The following is a 21,824-nucleotide window of genomic DNA, read 5'->3' on the forward strand; positions in this document are numbered from 1 at the left end:
TAGGATTTATTCTTTCATAATTGTCATGCAAAAAATAAAACTCTCCTTGGATACCACCATCAAAAGCCTGTCCTTCATCAAAAAGCTTTTTATATTCTTCTAGATTATTTTCTTTTACTGTTTTCCAATAATTTTTTACTGTTTTTTTTATTTGCTACTCATCTTTTTCTTTTTGATTAATACAACAGTTAATGCTAAATAAAACTAGGAATCCAAATATTAATTTAACTATCTGCATACCTATTTTTCCCATTCAGGCAGGTTTCCTAAAATTTGAACATTAAATATTTTATTATAACCTACTGATTTATAGAAAAATAACTTTACACTCAATGGTTCGACAGTAGAATTTGCCTTTATAAATTCATATTCAACAACTTTTTGAGGTGTTCCAGATTCATTAGTATCTTTTATTTGTACTTTATTAAGTAAGAAGTTTTGATTATTAAGTTTATTATAATTTCTATTAAGATAATGTAATTGATTTAACATTGCCAACTTATATTCAGATTCACTATCTTCAATTAAACCTAAATAAACTTTTTCATCATTTTGTTTAACCGCCTGCCAAAAATTAGATACAACATTCTTTATTTGTTCATCATCTTTTTGTTTTTGATTAACACAGCTGCTAAAATTGAATAGGATCAGTAATAGGAAGATTAATTTAATTGTTTTCATTATCGAGGTATATTTCTTAAATTATTTTGAGTCTGTTTTTGTTTTTCATTAAGCATTTTTCTTATTTGATCTTGGGTTGGGCGGATAGGCGCTTTATTTGCTTTTAGAATAGCATTTCCTGTTTGAATAATTGCTGAATTTTGCATTAAACCTTTACCCGGTAACTGTCCATCATAAACATAGTTAGTTACATCATTTTTTGTTTGTTGATTCATTTTTATTTTACTTGAATTAACATAGTCTATAGCAAGATCCATTTGGGTAGCATTAAATTCAACAGATTTTATATCCTTTGCTGCTTTTACATGGTCATCTACACTTTTTATAGCAGCAGGAATATCCATAGCTATAAAAGCATTATTCATCAATTCTTTTACACCATCTGCTACTGTAGTTAGCTTTTCTTTAGCCATAGCTAATTTATTTGGTTTCTCAGTTTCAATTTCTTGCTCAGCCATACTCTTTGTCTCAGCACTTTCCATTGATAGATCCTCAGCTTTTGACCCACTATAATTATAAGATTTCAGCTTTAGCCCTGTTTCGCCTGTACTTATTCTTGGCGCAGTAGGATTATATCCTCTAGTTGTTAATCCAATATCTGCAGCCGTAAAAGATGGTCTTCCAAAACTGTCTCTCTGTGATGCAGGAGCTTGTTTCACCACCATCTCATTCCCACGAATAGCAAAATATCCTGAATTATTTGGAAGTAATTCTAAACCTTCTAACTCAATACCTTTACCTATCATATTTTCCTGAAATGCATATGTACTATTATGGGGAAACTTTTCAGCAAGCGGATCTATATTAAAAAATCGCCCCATTGTAGGATCGTAATTTCTCCATTTAAAAGAACTCCAACCCGAATCCTCTTGTTTCTCCTGCCCCTGAAAAGTGTATGTATAATTCGGGGATTGTGAATTATAAATATTTAATCCCCCTCCTCCAAGTTCCAATCCAAAAGGATAAAAATCTGTTGTTCTGTCTATAGTAGGATTTCCGGCAGCATCTTTATAAAAAGCAAGTCTGATATTACCAACCTGATCTTTATACTGGTAAAAATACTTATTTTTCACGAAATCATAATAGCCTTCTGCAGTAGGCACAAATTGTAATGCCATCGTAAAACTACCATCAGACTGCACAAGAGAATCCGTGTTGGTGTACTGGAAGCCATCTAAATAATCATTAAGTGCCACCGTTCCCACATTGGTAGATCCTGTAAAATAATTATATCTTTTACGAAGTTTTATACCATCTGCACTGTAAATATAATTGGTATTCACATAATAAATTTGCCCTCTTCTGGAAATATATTTGGCAAATTTAATATAATTGGGTAAATTCAGATAATTATATTTAATTTCAAGAAAACCTTTATCAATATGATCTTTCATATTTCCATTTTCATCGTAAGTCATCGTATTTCCTGATGTATCAGGATAGCCAAAGTAATTACTTGACAGATCTGTAACAGAATTAAGCCTATTCCCTATATAAGAATAACTCAGGTTATCCATCAATTGTACCCCAATATATTCCGCTTTTCTATTTCTCTGTAAAGAAGTGATATTTCCATTCAGATCATAGCTTAAAGTCTCATTATAATAATTATTTTCTGGAATTGAAGTATCAGGCTCTGTATAGATTCCTTTTTTTAATCTGTCTAAACCGTCATATTGATAAGAATATCTTTTTAAAACCTGGTCATTAGAAGATTGCCAATCTACCTCAGTTATATTTCCATTATATTTTGCAGAAGACAGGGAAGTATTTACAGGATTATTATATTTTATTTCATATCCAAATAACTTATTGCCCAAACTTGCAGGGTTGTTAATTTTAGTTAACCAACCACGTATGTTATAAGTGTAATCTATACTTTGTAAATTATTTCCGACTTTCTTGTTTTTCAGCTGTGAAAACTCGTTGTATTCATTTTGAGCTAAGATTTCAACAGGGTTATTATCTACCTGATGCTTGTGTATCAGCAATCTGTTTTGATGATCATATTCAAACGTTTCAGTAATAACCTTTTCAGTGTCTGTATTTAGCCTTTTATGATAAGTTTTGGTTTGATTGGGTGTTCCTGCAAAATCAAGTTCTGATTCTGTTTTAGTATAACCCCCCAAATGATTGATGGAATATGTTCCGATTAATCTTGCTTCGGTATCGTAATAATTGTAATCTTTAGTCCAATTATCATCTTCAATATTCTTCACCAAAATCACAACAGGAAGATCATTAGTGCTTTTCCCTGTATTTACCGGGTTATCTGTTAAGATAGCTTTTCCCATTATAGAAGAAGGAAAGGTAGGATTAAAGCTATAATTTGGATAAGTATCATAATAATTCAATGATAGCACTGTAACCCATTTTGTTGAATTTGGATAGGTTGAGTCCTGATTTCCATAATATACATCCATTCCCTGCCTGTTGAATAATGGACTGGATAATCGGTTGACATTATTTGAACCTAATCCGTCAACCATATTTTGCTCAACGATTCTAGATGAACCTGTTCCGATCCCTGTAATGGCAACTCTTCCAAACTGGTCGTATTTGGTATAGTGCCATTGCCCATTAACTCTAAGGTTGGAATCTTGTATAGCAACTATTCGATCTTGTTTGTCATATATCTGATATTCCCAGCCTTTTCCAGGAAGTTTCTTTTCTACAAGCCTACCTCTTCCATCATAACGATACTGATAGCATAAATCATTTAATAAGGTATCTGTAATGGATAGGTGTATTGCTTTGGGTGGGATAACAAATGCCAGCTGATCATATTCATTATACACATAATAGGTATCAGTGTAATATGTCCCATCAAATTTTCTTACCATTATGACCTGACCCTTCCCATTTTTGTATTCTTTGGTAATATTGCCATCTTCATCAGTGACTGTAGTTTTATACAATTGGTTCGGTGGGAAAAAATCAAAAACTAAAGTTGATAACGTAGCATTATTTGTCCAGGTAGTATTGGTTGTAAATTTATAGACTTCATATTCAGCGTTGGTATCATAGCCAAATTTTACTGGTTTATTGCTCCAGTCATTTCCTACTTGCTTTTGTTCAAGGATTCTGTCAAGAGGCGAATTTTCCAGAACCTTTTCTGCATAGATCTTTTCTGAACCATATACCGATGGAGCATTGGCTAATGGAGTTGGAACAATAGCACCATTCAGGGTTCCTGACTGAGGAATAGGAAGAAAATCCTTCACTTGTCTTCCGAACCCATCGTATTCTATATGGGTAACCATATCTTTTCCTAATGGTGAAGCTTTGACATTCACTACCTGTTTTGGTCTTCCTAAGCCATCAAAATACTGAACGGTTTCTGAGGTTTTTGGAGTTGAAAGGGTAGGGTCTGAAAGATATGTTTTTGAATAGACGTAATTTTCTGTCGGTGAAAGCTGTGCATGAGCTAAACCCGTTATAAATAATGCACTGATCGGGATAATTATTTTTTTCATCGTGTGTTAGTTTTTGTAGTTGTATTTATATTCTTTCAATACTTTTCCATTGATAATCACTTTTTCAAGACGGTTGGCTGTATCGTATTTATAAAGCTCCCTGATTCCTGATGGAGGGGTAATGCTTGTAACACCAATTAACGGATCATACGTATAGGTAGTAATATAAAACCTACTATTAGCTATACGGAAATTGTCCAGTGCTGTGATTAGAGAATCTTGTGTGTTTGTATCAATATCTTCATTAGATTTGGTAATAATATCTGCTACTCCCAAGATTAATGCTTGATCATAGGTAATTCCCTCTATTTTAGCAATAGGCTTGGTCTGATTATATCCCCAAATAATAGCTACAGGAATACCTTCCTTACTTGTATATTGTTGAAGATTTCCTTTTAAATCATATTTATCATAAGTGACTTCAGTGGATGGGGGAATATTCAAATCAGATATATTATATGATTTTACAGATTGTGGTAGGATGAGGTTTCCTGTTTCAGCAGTAGGTAATGATACCGGGTAAACCGTTTCCGTTTTTGATAATGTTTTTGTGGTAGTACCAATAGTCTGGCTGCTAACTGTTTCAAGTGGAATCCCAACCATATTTCTACCGATCATCAGCTGGTTGCCTTTTTCATGGGCATAGCTGTAAGCTGTTTCACCGATTCTGCCATCAGGAAAAGTAGTCTTCTGACGGTTCAATTGGTAATGGGCTGGATTATCATAGAAATATTCTGTTTCTGTTTTGACAGGAATACCTCCTAAATAGTCTGTGGTCTTCTGGTATTTTAAATAATGCCAGTAAGAAACAGTCCTGTATTCATTGATATTGAGATTACTCAAGTCAGAAAGATTAACAGGAGTCCCTTCTGATAAGCCGGTACATTTGTTATTAGGCATGCCAACATCAGCCGCGGTACAGGTATAGGAGTGCTGAGGAGTTCCACATGCATAATCAAATAAATTTTTACCTATAAAATTTTTAAGCTCAAAGGTGGCCGCATCATTTTTTTCATAGATGTTTTCTTTCTCCTGGATAATATCTAAAACTGATGAACCGGAATTCTTTCTTAAGACTAAAGATTTCCGTTCGGTACCATTATCCCAGCCTTTATTAGTCCAAGGACCACTGTTTATTCCTCCGGGACCCCATAGATTAGAACCGGCCTCATCCCTGTGAACGGTAAATTCTTTCATTTCACCACCGTTTTCAAAATTATCCCCTCCTTCACTGATGGTTACAAAAGGATAAAGGCAGGTCATGGTTCCTGTATCATACAAAGGCATCAGGCTACTTGACGAAAGAACAACGTCAGTATTTTCTACCACACTTGCACAACTTCCTGGGTTCCCTGAACCCGGGGCTCCGTAACAAGCGGTCTGCCATTTAACCAAATCAGCATAATAAGTTTTGTTTCCCTTTAGCCCGGAAGAATGGTTAATGTCATCTTTGTGGGCATAAAAATATCTCTTATAAACAGGTACACTTGAAACGGGATCAATATCTTTTGTGGATTTTATCCTTACTCCTCCTGTATCCAGATTCGTGAAAAAGGTTTGCGGAGCAGTAGGATAATAGGAAAAACTGGCCCTCACGTTACTGCACATAAAATCAGCGTGAACTGATACTGTATAGGTTTCTCCGGCAATAGCATCAATGACAATCTGTTGGGAATAAACGTCCCGTGTAAGGGGATAAGGGGTCCCCTGATTGATTGTTATTGTTCCTGAATAATGTCCTGAGCTCACAAAGCTGTTACATGCTGCTATTGAGTTTCCACTTAAAGTTGCATTGATAGTGATTGTCTGATTAATTGGAGAGGTAAAAGTAAATTCAGCAGTACTTTCATCTGTTGTATTATCTGTTTTGGTCTGAAGTGATTTGGTAAAGAGATCGGGGTAAATAGTTTTCTCACCCCAATAGGTATTTCCTTCGTATTCTAACTCGGTATAGCCTTTTGTTGGATAAGTTACTTTTTTCAACATCCCCAGTTTGGAATAAAGAGGATTGGGTTCTTTATTAGCACCTCCATAGTTAAAATTTGAAAGACCGTAGTCAGGAATATTCCTTGGAATAAGGGCTCCATTATTTGCTCCGTTATAATATCCCCACTGATCCTGGGACTTGGAAAGCCTTTCAGGAAAGTCCTGCGGATTATCATATTCAAAACTGTATTTTTTCTGGGGATCTTTGAATGTGATCCCGGTAAGAAAGTTTCTTTTATTAACAGTGTTGAGATAATTAAATGCAGTACTTTCAACAATTTCTCCATTTCTGCCAAGGAGCCGAATTGTTTTTACTTTTACATTTCCATTAACGTCAAGTCCAGAACTGTTGGCTTCATACTCAAATGTAACAGACCCATCTGCCGTATTATTGCTACTGATAGAAACAATTCTTTTCCCGGAAACCTGCATAGTATTACTAACTATCGGGCTGGCGGAAGGTCCCAACGAATACACAGACCCCTCACAAGCGGCTTGTGTTCCTGGAAAGCCTACAGATACTCTCAAAGTCTGTGACTCAGAGGAAGTATACTCATCAAGTGTACTTGCCTCATAATTCAAATAGATCTCATCGCCGTTGGGATTTACAATTTTGGTAAGGTACCATGCCGTAACGGCGCCGGAAGGTGTGGAATGTCCACTTCCTATGCTGTTGTAAACTGTACTTTCTTTTTCAGTAAAATAATATTTTTCTCCATTGGCAACGGTTAACAGAAAATCCTGACCATCACCGTTTGTATTTCCTGTTCTTTCAATTTTTACAGCCTGTTGATCTACAATATGAGGTAGACCAGTCTGATCGTAGAAAAACTTGCCTGAATAGCCATTAAAATTAAAGGAATAAAGATCTGCCTCTGTATCCAGCGCATTAGAGCCGTTTCCTACAGCAAATAAAAATTGATTGGTTACAGGGTTGGTATAGGCTCCGCTAACAGTTTCAGGTGTAGTAATATGGGTGGATGATTCATCTGCCCGATCTCTTACCATTCTTGTAATAACCCCACCAAAATTTAAGTTCCATCCTAAACCGACATTGGTAGAAAGTTCATCTACTTTAATTCCGTTGGATGAGTAGGAAAGACTTAAGGGAAGATCAATATTTCCTGTTTTATAAGTAAATAAAGGAACCGATATATTGGGAGATCCTGTAAAAAGTCCTACGGGCACATTCCCATAATTTCCCAGTGCATATGCTGTAGGGGAAGGAGGAATGATATTAGGCAGGGTTGCATTGGTAGTGGACTGCTGTGCCTCCATAAAACTTATCATTAGCAAAGCAGCCGGTATTAATATTTTTCTCATTTGATGTTTATTATTTCTTTATTAGTTTAGCATTAGCAGTTTTATTAGTATCCGTTTTTATGGTCACCAGATAAGCTCCCTGAATCAAATTCTGGGTATTTATCTTCGTCACCTTATTCTTAGTTTTCAAACTCTGAAGCTGTCTCCCTCCCATATCATACAGCATAATATCAGCTTCTTTAAAGTCAAAGCCTATTTCCACATACGCATAGTCTGAAACCGGGTTGGGATAAATCTTAATGTCCTGCTTTTCAATCAACTGATCAAGCTTTTTATCACCCAACTTTACGATCTTCCAATTCTCTTTTCCGAGTTCTTCTGCACTGGTTCCAGCTAGGATAATGGAGCCATCTCTATTCAGCTTTATATCTGAAAGTCTTTCTTCTCTCTTCCTGGATTCTCCTTTTACATGTTTTCTCCACTGTTCATTACCGTCCTGGTTCAGATACAGCATCCAGAAAGTTTCATCATCGGTCTCAATTTTTCCTTCTGCCTGGGTATAGCCTCCCAAAAGAATTCCTTTTGAAGACTTATCATCTGCTGAATGAAGCACACTTGCTCCCATCAGAATATCTCTGTTTCCAAAATTGTAGGATTTTTGCCAGATTTCTTCCCCTCTTTCGTTAAGTGAGATAAGCCATAAATCTGTACCTTCTTCTATTCCAACTGTCTTAGATCCTGATCGTTCGGATCGGCTTTCTCCTCCAATAATATATCCGTTTGAGGTCAAGGCAAGGGTTCTGATGTGGTCATCTGCTTTGCCACCAAAATTCTTTTCCCATTCAACCTTTCCATCCTTGTTAAGCTTGATTACCCAGTAATCTCCTTCACCAAAGTTTTCGGTTTTCTTTGAGCCACCTGTTGTGCTTCTGGAATAGATTCCTAGCAAAGCTCCGCCGTCTTTCGTTGGAATCATTTTCTCTACTTCATCTAAACCTTTTCCTCCTAAAACTGACTGAGAGAGTTCTTTTCCATCCTTATCGAGTTTTACAATCAAAACATCTTTTGAACCATAACCCTTAGCTGAATTCTGAACGTTACCAGCTACAAAGAATCCTAAGTCTGTTGTTTGAATAACAGATCTTGCTTCTTCATCGGATGCTGATCCTAAAGTTTTCTGCCACAGTTCGTCTCCGAATTCATTGAGACGTATCAGCCAAATATCAGATCCGCCTTTGGAATCTTCTTTTTTATCAAGACCTTTCCCTGAATATGAGGTACCAGAAATCAAAAATCCACCATCTTGGGTAGCAACGGTTGCGGAAAGATAGTCGTGATTATTTCCTGAAATGTATTTCTCCCAGGCTGCTTCACCTTGTTGGTTAAGCTTTACCAGATGGAAATCGTAGCCGTTATTCTGCTTTTGACTTGAGGTCCCTGAGCCTATTGAAGGGCTGGATTGAATTGAGCTTCCCGTGATCAGATACTGCTGATCTATTGTTGTGGTCACTTGGCTTAGAAAATCCTGTGTAGAGGATTTGATGTCTTTCTGCCATAATACTTCCTGGGCAGAAAGTCCAAGAACCGTGCATAGAATACATGCACCAGAGTAAATTTTCTTCATCTGATTGTGTATTTAGTTTTTATATTTTTTTGCAAATTTAACATTTTTTAACGCATTTCAAGTCCCACCCTTGAGATTTAATCTAAATTTTTATATACAAGAATATTTTCTGTCTATTTCAAACAACCAGTGAATAAAATTAATCCTAAATGCAATAAAATCTCATTCATAAAAAACAAAAAGAGCCAATCCCCGAAGGGATCAGCTCAAAACATTAACTGTTTTATTGATAGAATTATGATGTCTTATTTCCAGCCACCACCTAAACTTTTGTAGATGTCTACAACGGTGCTCAGCTGTTTCTGCTTAGCTTCAATCAGCTCCATTTTGGCATCCAGAGCATCTCTCTGATTCAGAAGAACCTCAAGATAATCTGCTCTTGAATTTTTGAATAACTGATTCGCTATATCAATAGACTGATCCAAAGCTTTAGTTTCCTGCGACTTCAACTGATAGTACTGATCTATATTCTTAACCTTTGACATAAGATTTGCTACATCCAAATAAGCATGTAAAATTGTTTTGTCATATTCATACAGCGACTGTATTTGTCTTGCATCAGCAGTCTGAAAGTTTGCTTTGATCGCACTTTTATTAATTAATGGCCCGGCCAGCTCTCCAGCCAGACTGGAAGCAATAGATTCCGGTAACTTAACCAGATAAGAAGGTTTGAAGGCTTCCAATCCTAATGTTGCAGAAATTTCCAGTGACGGATAAAATTCCTTTCTTGCAGCCTGTACATCCAGTTTTGCAGCTTTTAATTCTAGTTCTGCCTGTTTAATATCCGGACGGTTGGCTAATAACTGAGACGGTATTCCTGTGTAAACAGTCTGTGGCATTGTAGACATAAAGCTTTCTTTCGTTCTCACGATAGGCTGTGGATATCTTCCCAAAAGCGCATTAATCTGGTTTTCTTTCTCTGTAATATCCTGACGAATCGTATACTCTGCAGCTTTTGATTTTGCCAGTTCCGCCTCAAATTTCTTAACAGCCAGTTCCGTAGCCGCTGCAGCTTCTTTCTGAATTTTGGAAATTTCCAGCGCTCGTTCCTGCAGCTTAATATATTGCTGAATAATATCTAATTGATTATCCAGCGCCAACAATTCATAATAATTGTCCGCTACTTCTTCAATAAGATTGGATAATACAAAGTTTTTCCCCTCAACGGTAGAAAGATAATGAGCAACAGCCGCTTCTTTTTCAGTTCTGAGCTTTTTCCAGATATCAATCTCCCAGTTGGCCATTAATCCGCCTTCAAAATTGCCCAAAGGATCGGGCATTTCTTTTCCGGGTTCTATTTCTGTAGTGGCATCACCGGCTCCTTCACTGGTATAGCGGCCAGCTTTTTTTATTCCAGCTCCTATTCCGGCTGATACCGTTGGTGTCAGTTTTCCTTTTTTAGCCAATACTCCACTTTTCGCAATTTCAATTTCCTGAAGTGTGATCAGTAATTCCTGATTGTTTTTTAAAGCGGTTTCGATTAAGCTCACCAGATTTGGATCTGTAAAAAACTGTCTCCAGGGAGTTGTCCCACTGTTTGCGCTGACATCCTGTTGCTCTTCCTGATTGAAATTCTGAGGCAGGTTTTCTTTTACTTCATCTTTTATAACGGTGGCCATAGGAGCTCTACAGCCTACGAGGATAAGCGATAGAGCAATGGCTGCTATATATTTATTATAAATCTTCATGTTTGTTATCGTGTTGATAAGGTTCAGTTTGTTCTGTTAAAGGATTTTCCTCTTCATATCTTGCCAGTCTCGATTTCTCTGCGATGGTTCCGAAAATATAATACAGCCCCGGAATAATCATCAGTCCGAAAATAGTTCCTATCAGCATTCCTCCTGCAGCTGCAGTACCAATTGTCCTGTTTCCTACAGCTCCCGGTCCGGTTGCGATTACCAATGGAATAAGGCCTGCAATAAAGGCAAATGAAGTCATCAAGATTGGACGGAAACGGATCGCCGCCCCTTCGATAGCCGCTTTCGCTACAGGAATTCCTTCTTCTGCTTTCTTCTGAACGGCAAATTCTACGATCAGTACCGCATTTTTACCTAACAGACCAATCAACATGACCATGGCTACCTGAGCATAGATGTTATTTTCCAGACCTAGTAATTTCAAGCATAAGAATGCTCCAAAAATACCTGTCGGAAGCGATAAGATCACCGGCAGCGGCAAAATAAAGCTTTCGTACTGCGCTGCAAGGATCAGATATACAAATCCGAGACAGACCAGGAAGATAAACACAGCCTCGTTCCCTCTGCTCACTTCATCTTTGGAAATACCTGCCCAGTCGATACCAAAACCTCTAGGAAGGGTCTTATCCGCCACCTCCTGGATTGCTTTAATAGCCTGGCCGCTACTGTATCCCGGTGCCGGAGTTCCACTTACTTCTGCAGAATTATACATATTATGTCTTGTAATTTCTGACAATCCATATACCTTTTCCATTCTCATAAAGTCTGAATACGGAACCATCTGGTCTTTATCATTTTTCACATATAGTTTCAGGAGATCTGTAGGCAAAGCCCGGTATTGAGGACCTGCCTGCACAATCACTTTATAAGGTCTGTCGAAACGAATAAAACTAGTCTCATAGTTAGACCCTATTAAGGTAGACAGGTTATCCATTGCATTTTCTATCGTTACTCCTTTCTGTTCCGCAAGGTCATTATCTACCTTCAACATATACTGAGGGAAACTTGCAGAATAGAATGTAAATGCAGATCCAAGCTCAGGACGTTTTTTCAATTCTCTTACAAAATCATTACTTACCTGTTCCATTTTATGGTAATCTCCACTTCCTGCTTTATCAAGCAGACGGAGCTCAAAACCTCCTGCGGCACCATAACCCGGAATGGAAGGCGGCTGGAAGAATTCTATATTGGCACCGGGAATATTTTTGGCTTTTTCTTCAAGCTTTTCAATAATCTCAGCAGCAGATTCTTTTCGCTCTTCCCAGCTTTTAAGGTTAATCAGACAGGTTCCTGAGTTGGATCCGGTACCTTCTGTCAGGATTTCGTATCCTGCCAGTGAAGAAACGGACTGCACACCATCGATGTCTTCAGATTCCCTTAATAATTCTTTGGCAATCTGGTTGGTTCTTTCCAAAGTAGATCCCGGAGGGGTCTGGATAATGGCATAGATCATTCCCTGGTCTTCCGCTGGAATAAATCCTGAAGGAAGTGAGTTGCTTAAGAAATATGTACAGGCACAAAATGCCAGAAGTAAAGGAAGCGTGATGGATTTTTTCTTAACCGTTTTATTCAGCATTTTCTCATACTTCCCGGCACCTTTCGTAAATAAATTGTTGAATTTATCCAGGAAAATGGTAATTGGGGTTTTCTTTTTGGCTTTTCCGTGAGTGTTTCTTAAAATCAAAGCACATAAAGCCGGAGTCAGTGTCAAGGCTACAACCCCTGAAAGAATAATCGCTGAAGCCATGGTAATGGAAAACTGACGGTAAAATACTCCCACCGGACCAGACATGAATGCAATCGGGATGAATACGGATGCCATAACCAAAGTGATTGCGATAATCGCCCCACTGATTTCATGCATAGCCTCTTCCGTTGCCTTTAATGGGGAAAGTCCTTTTTCTTCCATCTTGGCATGGACGGCTTCAATGACCACAATCGCATCATCGACAACGACCCCGATGGCCATTACCAATGCAAAGAGCGAGATCATGTTTAACGTAATTCCAAATGCGGACATGACGGCAAATGTACCAACCAGTGAAACCGGAACCGCCAGCGCAGGAATTAAGGTTGAACGCCAGTCTCCAAGGAACAGGAATACCACGATTGCTACCAGGATAAAGGCTTCAAATAAGGTATGAATAACCTTTTCCATGGATGCATCCAGGAATCTGGAAACATCATAACTGATGTCGTAATGCATTCCTTTCGGGAAGTTGTTTTTCTCAAGATCTTTCATCAAAGTTTTTACATTTTTGATAACGTCACTTGCATTGGAACCGTAGGACTGTTTTACTGTGATCGCTGCAGAAGGCTTTCCGTTCAATGTAGAATAGATATCATACATTGAGGAACCGAATTCTATATCAGCCACATCTTTTAATCTTACAAATTCTCCGCCCGGTTTTGCTTTTAAGATAATATTTCCGTAATCTTTTTCATTATTGAAACGTCCGGAATATTTCAGAATATATTCAAAGGACTGGGAGCGTTTTCCTGAACTTTCCCCTGTTTTTCCGGGGGAAGCTTCCAAACTCTGCTGGTTCAGGGATTCCATCACTTCGTCTGCGGAAATATTGTAAGCGGTCAGCCTGTCCGGTTTAAGCCAGATACGCATAGCATATTCACGGGTTCCGAGGATATCTGCGAACCCTACTCCACTTACCCTTCTCAATTCAGACATCACGTTGATATCGGCATAGTTGAAAAGAAATTTCTGGTCAGCTTTCGGATCATCACTGTACAGGTTAATGTACATCAACATGTTGGGTTCTTCACGGGTAATTTTTACCCCTTCACGCACTACCAGAGGCGGCAGCTTGTTAACAACGGAAGATACACGGTTTTGAACGTTTACCGCAGCAACATTGGGATCTGTTCCGAGATCAAATACGATCTGAATGGAAGCTTCGCCATCGTTACCGGCATCGGAGGTCATATATTTCATACCCGGAACTCCATTCAGGCCTCTTTCGAGGGGAATAACTACTGATTTAATCAACAGTTCGTTGTTGGCTCCCGGATATTCTGCGGTGATATTTACTTTAGGTGGTGAAATGGAGGGAAACTGGGTCACTGGAAGTTTTACCAGCGACAGAATCCCCATAAATACAATGATCAGTGAGATCACAATAGACAGAACAGGTCTGCGGATGAATTTCTTAAACATACTGCTTCGTTTTACGAGTAGACTACTCTGCTTTTAGTTTCAATGACTGAAGAACTTTTTTAGGATCCTGGAATTTGGTCTGTATTTTTTGGTCGTCTTTTACTTTTTGTACCCCTTCTAAAAGGATTTTATCTCCTTGTTCAAGCCCTGAAGCTACCACATAAAGATCCGGCAGCTCGTAAGCTATTTTTATATTTCTGGATTTTGCCATTCCATTTTTATCGATGATGAATACATATTTCTGATCCTGAATTTCATAAGTCGCTTTCTGCGGAATGATAAGCGCATTATGCACAGGAAGAGTCATCTGTACTTTTCCGGTTTCGCCATTTCTAAGCAGTTTGTCAGGGTTCGGGAATTTTGCTCTGAAGGCAATATTTCCTGTTTCATTGTCGAATTCTCCTTCTATGGTCTGAATTTCTCCTTTCTGAGGGAGTATTTCTCCGTTGGCCATAATTAAAGACACCTGATTGCTTCCTCTGTCGGCAGCATGAGTCTGATAGCTTAGATATTCTGGTTCTGAAACATTGAAATAGCTGTAAACGTTGGTGTTGTCTGATAAAGAAGTTAACAGATCACCTTCGTCTACAAGGCTTCCCAGTTTTAAAGGAATTCTGTTGATTACCCCTGAGAATGGCGCTTTGATGTCTGTAAAAGATAAATGGATCTGTGCCAGTTTCATTTCAGCATTGGCAGCATCCAACTTAGCTTTGGCCATTGCTCTTTCATTTTTAGAAACAATGTTGTTACTGGCCAGGGTGCTTGCATTTTTTAATTCGATGGTAGCCTGCTCTACTTCTGCTTTCGCTTTTAATAATTCAGCCTGGTACAGCTGAGGCATAATTCTGAACAGGGTCTGTCCTGCGTGTACATACTGTCCTTCATCTACATAAATTTTTTCAAGGAATCCTTTCTCCTGTGCACGGACTTCGATGTTTTTCACAGACTGGATCTGGGCTACGTATTCTTTATTAATCACAGTATCCATTTTTACAGGACTTGTGACGGGATATACTGTGGCTTCTTCTTTTTCTTCTTTCTTCTGACTGCAGCCAACAGTCAATAAAAGGGTGCTTATCGCAATGCCTGAGGCAACTCTTTTGATCATAATTCTAGAGTTTAATATAAATCGTTAATGTTTTGAAAATAAGAATGTTTGGTAATAGAGATCCTGCGCCATAAGATTATTGGCATATGCAACGCAGGATATTTCCTATCCGGATTGAGGACAGAAAATAAATTGGGAAAAATGAATTTTAAATTCTGATAGAACGGATCAGAATGAATGTTTTAACATTGGAATAGAGCGAAAGAAAACCGTGAAAACCAGGTTTTCTGCTTTTAAAGGAACGAAGGCCAAAAATATAAACAAGACTGAATACTCCTGCAAATACAGCAATAATCTGTATGGTGTCAGAAAGCTGAAAATCTTCTTCAGTAAGCTCTAAGCTGGCATTGTCTACATTGTCTGCCATCTGCTGTACGGAGAGTTTTTCGAAAGTCTGGTTCAGCTTATTGACTTTTTTAGGCATATGGTGAGAAACATGACCTGCATAGTCATTTCGAAGTGTTTTAACGCTAAGCCTGCTTTCTACCACGAAGAGCAGAAAAAGGCCAGTCAAAAAGTATATTAGAAAGTTTCTCATTTTGAAGTGGCAAATGTACATTTAGATATGTATATCCTCATAGCAGATTAACAAAATTTAACTCTCCTTTAAATTAGCTGAAGAAAAAAATTTAGCCATTAGAAATACTGAAGTTCATGTGGAATCTAAATAAAGAGTTTCAAAATAACTATTTACAGAGAAATCTAGAATTGAGTAATTATTTTTAACTGAGTATGAAAAAGAAGGAATTCTAAACGGCATGATTTAAATCATTTTTTACTGGGTATCAGCATCATATAATTTTAATACTTTTGCAATCAATTAAAACAACAAATGTACCTATGAAAAAAACTGTACTATTTCATTCTTAAAGCCGACAGCTCAAAGAGCATTCTTGCGGTAGTTTATTCTTTACAAATCTTTAAAAATCCGGTCTTTTTATGATTTATAAAAACGCCTGTAAAGAACTGTAATGCATAACAGATAAAAATATCAGATTAATTTATGTAAAATTAACATATATTTATTAAAAATATTTGTAAATTTATATAGTATTAATATCACTATTTCATGATACACTTACCAATCACTTATCACTATGAAAAAATTATTTACATCGGTCCTTATCGGGCTGGCAGTCCTTTCCTCAACAGCGTGTAAGCATCCGGGCAAAGAAGCAGAGGTACTTACAGAGACAGTACCGGAAAGCAAAGATGAAACTTCAAAAGATGTTTTCACCGACAGTTATGGGGAAAAAATTGAGGTCATCATCAATCATACAAAAGGTACGGCAACAGTACATCTGGAGGGCAAAACCTATGATCTGAAAAAAAGTGATGCACTTCCTGAGTATACTGCTAGCAACGAGGAATATCAGTATTCAAATATCAAGGGAAATATCACTTTACTGAAAAAAAATGTAGATATGGTCCTATTCCATGCAAAACGTGAAGCAAAAGGATCCGGCTCTACAAAAATGGCTTCTTATTAATTTAATCACCAACCTTACACAAAATATATTATGAAAAACTTATATTATTATTTGTCTGCTCTTTTCTTATTTGTATTTCTTACGGCATGCAAAACAACACCAGCTACTGAGCAAAAGCCAACAGATATTACAGGAAAAACTTGGAAGCTGACGGAACTGAACGGGCAACCGATCCAGCTTAAAAACCCAAAGAACAATCCTTACTTTAAGCTTAATACGGAAGGTATGAGGTATGAAGGTCATGCCGGATGCAATGGATTTGGAGGCACTTTTGAGATTAAGCCTGATATGATGAGAATTAAATTCAACCAGGGAATGTCTACGATGATGGCCTGTGAGGATCTTGAAACTGAACAATTATTTACAAAAGCAGTACTTGCCGCAGATAATTATTCTGTAAACGGCAATACGCTGACATTGAATAAGGCAAGAATGGCTCCTTTGGCTAAATTTGTTCTTCAACCATAATTAAATTAAAATTTTACGATATAAAAAAGACGTTTTACAATTTGCGAAACGTCTTTTTTTATTATAAATTCTCTTAAGATTTTTTATAGATCATATAGCAGATCAGAAGGCTTATATTGACCAGAACAGCAAAAGCATTTGACAAAATAATGGGCAGCTCATCTTTTATAAAGCCGTACCAAACCCAGAGCGAAAGGCCTGTAATAAGCACTATGAGCATGACCAGGGAGATATCATCCACATTTTTCTCTTTAATAACTTTGATCAGTTGGGGGATCATGGAGATGGAAGTAAGGACTCCAGCTATTATTCCCAGGATGTTTTCATTCATAGTTTCAATTCTTTTTAAATGTATTTTATCAAATTTCACAGCAACAGTAATAAATTGAAGACCAATAGTATTACTTCCACCTTAACTATTTGAATCTTTCACCGGAGACTTCTTCGTGAAGCGGAATATTGTCTTCAATAAACTGATACAGGCTTTTTGAAAAATAACAGCCATTCAGAATTCCTCTTGCCCCAAGGCCATTGAATACATACAGGTTTTTGTATGATGCATGTCTTCCGATAATAGGTCTCCTGTCTTTTACTGTCGGCCTGAAACCAAAATTCACTTCTTTAACTTCAAAATCATACGGATAAATTTCCGACAGTCCATTCACAAGCTGTGTAACTGCAGATTCGTCAACATGATGATGAAGCTGTTCTCGATCGTAGGTTCCGCCATAGAAATGGAGTCCGTTATCTGTTGGGAACAAGAAATGTTTCTTTTTGATCGTAATATCTTTTGGAATTTCTTCGGAGAGTTTTACTTTGATGTGATGTCCTTTGTTGGGAATAACAGCTATATCTGAGAAAAAAGGATTTTCTTTCACCCCCATTCCTTCACAAAATATAATATGCTTACACTGAAAATCTTTATAAGTAGCTGAAGAAGCATCTAATTTTTCATAATCAAATTTTTCTTTAATCAGAAGTTCTTTTTTTTCTAAAAAATCAAATAGATCCCCGAAAAATCCACTTACCTGAAGTCTGGCAGACTGATTGACCTTTCCCGTGTTAAAGTCGTTTTTTACTACCTCTAAATGATCGAATTTTTTATCAAGGAAGCTAGAAAGTTCTTCGTTATCTGATTTTTTGAGCCAAAGGTTCTGCTCATTCCCGTCATGAAAAACCCGGTGAATCGGTGAATTGATAAGATAATTTTTCCCGGTATAAGATTCTATTTCATTCAAAGTGTCTTTCAGAAAGTCAATTTGTTCCTGTGCTTTCCAGAAAGTCGTAAATTTTTTGAGGACCACCGGATTGATAATTCCGGCAGACACCTGGGAAGCGCTCTTTCTCCCCTCTGAAAAGAGTACAAAAGATTTGTTATGCTTAATCAACTGATGAGCAAAAAACAATCCCGCATATCCATCTCCAACAATAATATAGTCTACATGTTTCATAATAAAAAAACCTGAGTAAAAGTACTCAGGTTTTGTATAAATATCAAGTGAAATCTAGTAATTCCACATATCATTTTCCATATTCAGGATCTGCGCCTTGATTCTTTCGCTTTCTTCCAACTGATCTTCAGCATCTTTAGGGATATAGTCCTTGATAGTACCATCACCTAAACCGCTTGATGATTTGTAAATAACTGAAGAGAATCTCCTTGCATTGATGATATCATCGAAAGACAGGTCAGCAGAAGAATTCTTTCTGTTGTAAACATAGTTGTTTGCCAGAATATCTCTTGCATTCGGATAGTAGATCCAGAATAAATCGATCAGCTCATCATTACTGGCAATCGGCTTACCATCTGGTCCAATAACTCCCTGTACAGCAGGATCTGGTCCCATTGCTGCAATCCCCAGAGGTCTGTATTTCATCTGTCCGTCTCTCTTATCGATAAACCACATACCCATGATCTTAAGGACTTTTACCTTATCAGTAGTAGTCTTGAAAACGTCGGTATATTCTTTTTTCTCCTGTTCAGTTAACTGTCTTCCGGAGTTAAGAATATCAATGGCAGCATCGTTGATTACTACTTTTTCAAGTCTCTTTTGAATGCCTTCCGGTGAAAGTTTTACTGTAAAGTTTTCATCATCATAAACCTGCTCAATCTTTCCTGTCAATGCACCATCCAATAATAACTGGTACAGAGATCTGGTAGGTGTAGAAAGAAGCCCATCCGGATTATCATAGTAGAATGGCTGGTTGATTTTATCATTCATATCAATGATTTCCCAGACAAACATACTCTTAAGGATATCTTTATCTTCTACAAAACCATATTCAAGAGGCTTTACTGTGTTATCAATAATAGTATCACCAACTTTTTGTTTGTTTTCCTCTCTCATCTGTCTGAACTCTTCTGGAGAAGAAGCATTCAGAATAGTCTGGGATAAAGCAAATCCCGAAACTAATACTAAAAGGCTGCTAATATATTTTTTCATAATAAATTACAATTTTAGTCCTATTGAACATTAATAATTATAGGAGTAATGTTTTTAATCTGCTGTCCTTCTAATCCTTGTGCTGTAGCTTTAATTTCGAAAATTGAAACTACATCTCCAGATCTAAGATTTTTAACTAATCCTGCAGCATCACTTAATGAATTTCCATGGATCAGTAATGCTGCTCTTCCAGGAACTCTAACCATGAACTGGGTAACATTGAATGAAACCGGGAAGTCGAAGTCTGGAATCGCTGCCTGTACAGACTGGTTAGGAATAGAAGTTGCCGGCATCGACAATACATTCTGTCCTCTCATCTGACCTTGTGGTGGCGGCACATTTTTAATTCTATATTCAAATACCTGAGATACGGATTTTCCATAAGGATCAATTCCGGATAATGTCAATCTAACTACGTTACCTGTTGTAGGCTTCACGATCCATTTTCCTGGGCCTGTATTTCTTACAGATGCTCCCGGAGCAGATAATGAAAGTTTAGAATTATCAGCACCTAAGATAGATCCTGAAACAGGATTCTCAAGTCCTCTATACATTACGTTCATTTTATCAGCAGAAAGTAATAATCCTTTTTCAAGTTTTACTTCTCTTGGACCTGCGATTACATTATACGTGTGCGTCCATGGGAAACTCTGAGGTTTTCCTGAAGCATCCGTTAAGGTAATTGTTCCTCCTAATTTATGTTCTCCGATACCAGAACCTGATATTGAAGTGATACCCTTACCATTTTCTACTCTGCCTACACCAGAAATACTGATCTTGTTGCTATTGGAATAAGTACCTAACATTACTTTTACTTCTGCCTGTTTTCCTGCCTGGATATCTACAGGACCTGAAACAATAGGCTCATAGCTTGAGAATTTGATATTCGCATCCACTTTCTCCTGAAGTAATAATGCCAATGCATCGGACTGTACGTTTCTAGCATCATTCTGGATGATCTCAAGGTTTGAAATCGCAGCGATTAACGGCTGGTGATAGAATTTATTCTGAAACCAGGTCTTATCATTTGGAGATTTTCCTTTAGGATATTCGGCAATCAGAGATTTATTAGCTCTGTCCACCAAATCTTTTAATTGCGCATTGCTGCCAAAAGTTGCATTGATGTAATTTCTTACATCATCAATTTTAGCTTTCAATTCTAAAGCTCCTTTTGAAGGTGCATTCTCATCTCCTTCTTTGAAGAAGTATTCTGTAGTCGCCTCATTGTTGTTCAATGCTGCAAAATTCTCACTTACATCAATCTCTTTTCCTGTTTTCGGATCTCTATCATGGAAATCGGACTGTTTTTTCAAGGCATCTTTAATACCCTGAGCAGATGATACCAATAAATCGATTTTACCTTTTAAAACTTTATACTGTTCCCAAGGCTGTGCATAGGTATCCGGAACCTGCTGAGCTTTAGCCTCTAACGTTTTTTCAAAGATTTTTTCATTCTTTTTTTCCGTTAAAGTTCTTGTTTCATTCAAAGCTCTGGTAGAGTCATAGTATGATCTGATGATTTCTGCATCAATATTTAGGGCCATCATCGCGATGAACACCAAATACATCAGGTTGATCATCTTCTGACGAGGGGTCTGTTTTCCTTGTGCCATTCTCTTTTCTTTTAGTTTTTGATTAAGTAGTTAAATTTAGAAATGGTTAGGAATTAAGACTTCATAGCAGTAAGCATACCACCATAAACTCTGTTTAAGCTGTTAAGATTAGTTGTTAAACCTTGTAACTCTTGATTGAATTTTTCAGACTGCTCTGCAGATTTCTGCATATCTGCAACATATTTGTTAGCAAATTCAGATTGTTTTTTACCGTTTTCAAGCTGCATTGCATATAAGGCATTCATGCTTTCCATATGTTGAGCTGCTTTGTTAAGCTGATCATTATATTTATGAGTGGAAGCAGATACGTCCACAGTCTGGTTGATCTGATCAACAGAGCTGGAGAACTTATCGATACCTGTTCTAAGTCTGTCAAATAACTGAACATCCAGTTTTGCTTCCTGAAGCATTTTGTCTAATTTATTTGAAAGAGAATTTTCTAATTCTGCAAACTGCTGTGCATTGTTTTTGGATGACACATTAGAGTGTAAAGGGTTTGGGTTGGCATGCTTATCCAATAGTTCAGGATATACATTTTCCCATGCATAAGACTCTTCAGATTTCGGAGGGTCAAATGCGAAAATAATAAAGATAATAGCCTCCGTGATAAGACCCACTGTAAGAGCCATATTACCATTAATTGGTCCCAAGGTAATGTGAGTAATTTTAAGCCAAGCTCCAAGAATTACAATTGCAGCACCGAATGAATAAAAGAAATTCATCCAAGCATCTTTAGTCTTAAACATATTAAGTTAGTTTTTTTAATGTTAAATAAAATTGTTATTGAAAAATTGTCTGGTTA

At 37.3% G+C, this 21,824-nt stretch carries 15 protein-coding genes; 2 read left to right on the plus strand and 13 right to left on the minus strand.

Going from position 1 to position 21,824, the window contains the following annotated elements; all coding sequences use genetic code 11:
* Positions 1–240 precede the first annotated feature (240 nt).
* From V6R96_RS17395 to V6R96_RS17430, 8 genes are all read right to left on the minus strand, one after another.
* The gene (locus V6R96_RS17395) at positions 241–681 is read right to left on the minus strand and encodes a hypothetical protein (RefSeq protein ID WP_336379721.1); all 441 of its coding nucleotides are present in this window, start codon (positions 679–681) and stop codon (positions 241–243) included.
* Positions 681–4,157: a DUF6443 domain-containing protein gene (locus V6R96_RS17400; RefSeq protein ID WP_336379722.1), complete on the minus strand. Its 3,477-nt coding sequence runs from the start codon at positions 4,155–4,157 to the stop codon at positions 681–683. The genes V6R96_RS17395 and V6R96_RS17400 overlap by 1 nt, the downstream gene beginning before the upstream one ends.
* 6 nt (positions 4,158–4,163) lie before the next feature.
* The gene (locus tag V6R96_RS17405; RefSeq protein WP_336379723.1) at positions 4,164–7,466 is read right to left on the minus strand and encodes a hypothetical protein; all 3,303 of its coding nucleotides are present in this window, start codon (positions 7,464–7,466) and stop codon (positions 4,164–4,166) included.
* 10 nt (positions 7,467–7,476) lie between these two features.
* A complete protein-coding gene (locus tag V6R96_RS17410) occupies positions 7,477–9,030 on the minus strand; it encodes a T9SS type A sorting domain-containing protein (protein ID WP_336379724.1) in 1,554 nt (517 codons plus the stop codon).
* Positions 9,031–9,275: 245 nt separating this feature from the next.
* Positions 9,276–10,718 carry a TolC family protein gene (locus tag V6R96_RS17415; RefSeq protein ID WP_336379725.1) on the minus strand — a complete coding sequence of 481 codons (1,443 nt, stop codon included), beginning with the start codon at positions 10,716–10,718 and terminating at the stop codon, positions 9,276–9,278.
* Positions 10,705–13,899, minus strand: coding sequence for an efflux RND transporter permease subunit (locus tag V6R96_RS17420; protein ID WP_111959219.1), 3,195 nt, complete (start codon positions 13,897–13,899; stop codon positions 10,705–10,707). The genes V6R96_RS17415 and V6R96_RS17420 overlap by 14 nt, the downstream gene beginning before the upstream one ends.
* Positions 13,900–13,921: 22 nt before the next feature.
* Positions 13,922–15,007 carry an efflux RND transporter periplasmic adaptor subunit gene (locus tag V6R96_RS17425; protein ID WP_336379726.1) on the minus strand — a complete coding sequence of 362 codons (1,086 nt, stop codon included), beginning with the start codon at positions 15,005–15,007 and terminating at the stop codon, positions 13,922–13,924.
* Between the two features lie 148 nt (positions 15,008–15,155).
* Positions 15,156–15,521: a hypothetical protein gene (locus tag V6R96_RS17430; protein WP_336379727.1), complete on the minus strand. Its 366-nt coding sequence runs from the start codon at positions 15,519–15,521 to the stop codon at positions 15,156–15,158.
* Positions 15,522–16,104: 583 nt separating this feature from the next.
* Between V6R96_RS17430 and V6R96_RS17435 the strand changes: the two genes are divergently transcribed.
* Positions 16,105–16,497 (plus strand): hypothetical protein, encoded by a 393-nt coding sequence (locus V6R96_RS17435; RefSeq protein WP_111959216.1) that lies wholly within the window; start codon positions 16,105–16,107, stop codon positions 16,495–16,497.
* Between the two features lie 30 nt (positions 16,498–16,527).
* Positions 16,528–16,965, plus strand: a complete 438-nt coding sequence (locus V6R96_RS17440) for an META domain-containing protein (protein ID WP_116013147.1) — start codon at positions 16,528–16,530, stop codon at positions 16,963–16,965.
* Between the two features lie 73 nt (positions 16,966–17,038).
* Here the strand turns inward: V6R96_RS17440 and V6R96_RS17445 are convergent, their stop codons facing one another.
* The 5 genes from V6R96_RS17445 to gldL form a co-directional block, all read right to left on the minus strand.
* Positions 17,039–17,296, minus strand: a complete 258-nt coding sequence (locus tag V6R96_RS17445; protein ID WP_111959212.1) for a SemiSWEET transporter — start codon at positions 17,294–17,296, stop codon at positions 17,039–17,041.
* A gap of 85 nt (positions 17,297–17,381) precedes the next feature.
* Complete coding sequence (locus V6R96_RS17450) at positions 17,382–18,416, minus strand: FAD-binding oxidoreductase (protein WP_336379728.1); 1,035 nt, start codon at positions 18,414–18,416, stop codon at positions 17,382–17,384.
* 54 nt (positions 18,417–18,470) lie between these two features.
* Positions 18,471–19,409, minus strand: a complete 939-nt coding sequence (gldN, locus tag V6R96_RS17455) for a gliding motility protein GldN (protein WP_336379729.1) — start codon at positions 19,407–19,409, stop codon at positions 18,471–18,473.
* Positions 19,410–19,429: 20 nt separating this feature from the next.
* Positions 19,430–21,022, minus strand: a complete 1,593-nt coding sequence (locus V6R96_RS17460) for a GldM family protein (RefSeq protein WP_111959206.1) — start codon at positions 21,020–21,022, stop codon at positions 19,430–19,432.
* A 53-nt stretch (positions 21,023–21,075) separates the two neighbouring features.
* Positions 21,076–21,768, minus strand: a complete 693-nt coding sequence (gene gldL, locus V6R96_RS17465) for a gliding motility protein GldL (protein WP_048503046.1) — start codon at positions 21,766–21,768, stop codon at positions 21,076–21,078.
* Positions 21,769–21,824: the final 56 nt, after the last annotated feature.

Origin of the sequence: Chryseobacterium sp. CCNWLW53 (genome assembly GCF_037083525.1) — a bacterium.
Lineage (GTDB): Bacteria > Bacteroidota > Bacteroidia > Flavobacteriales > Weeksellaceae > Chryseobacterium > Chryseobacterium lathyri.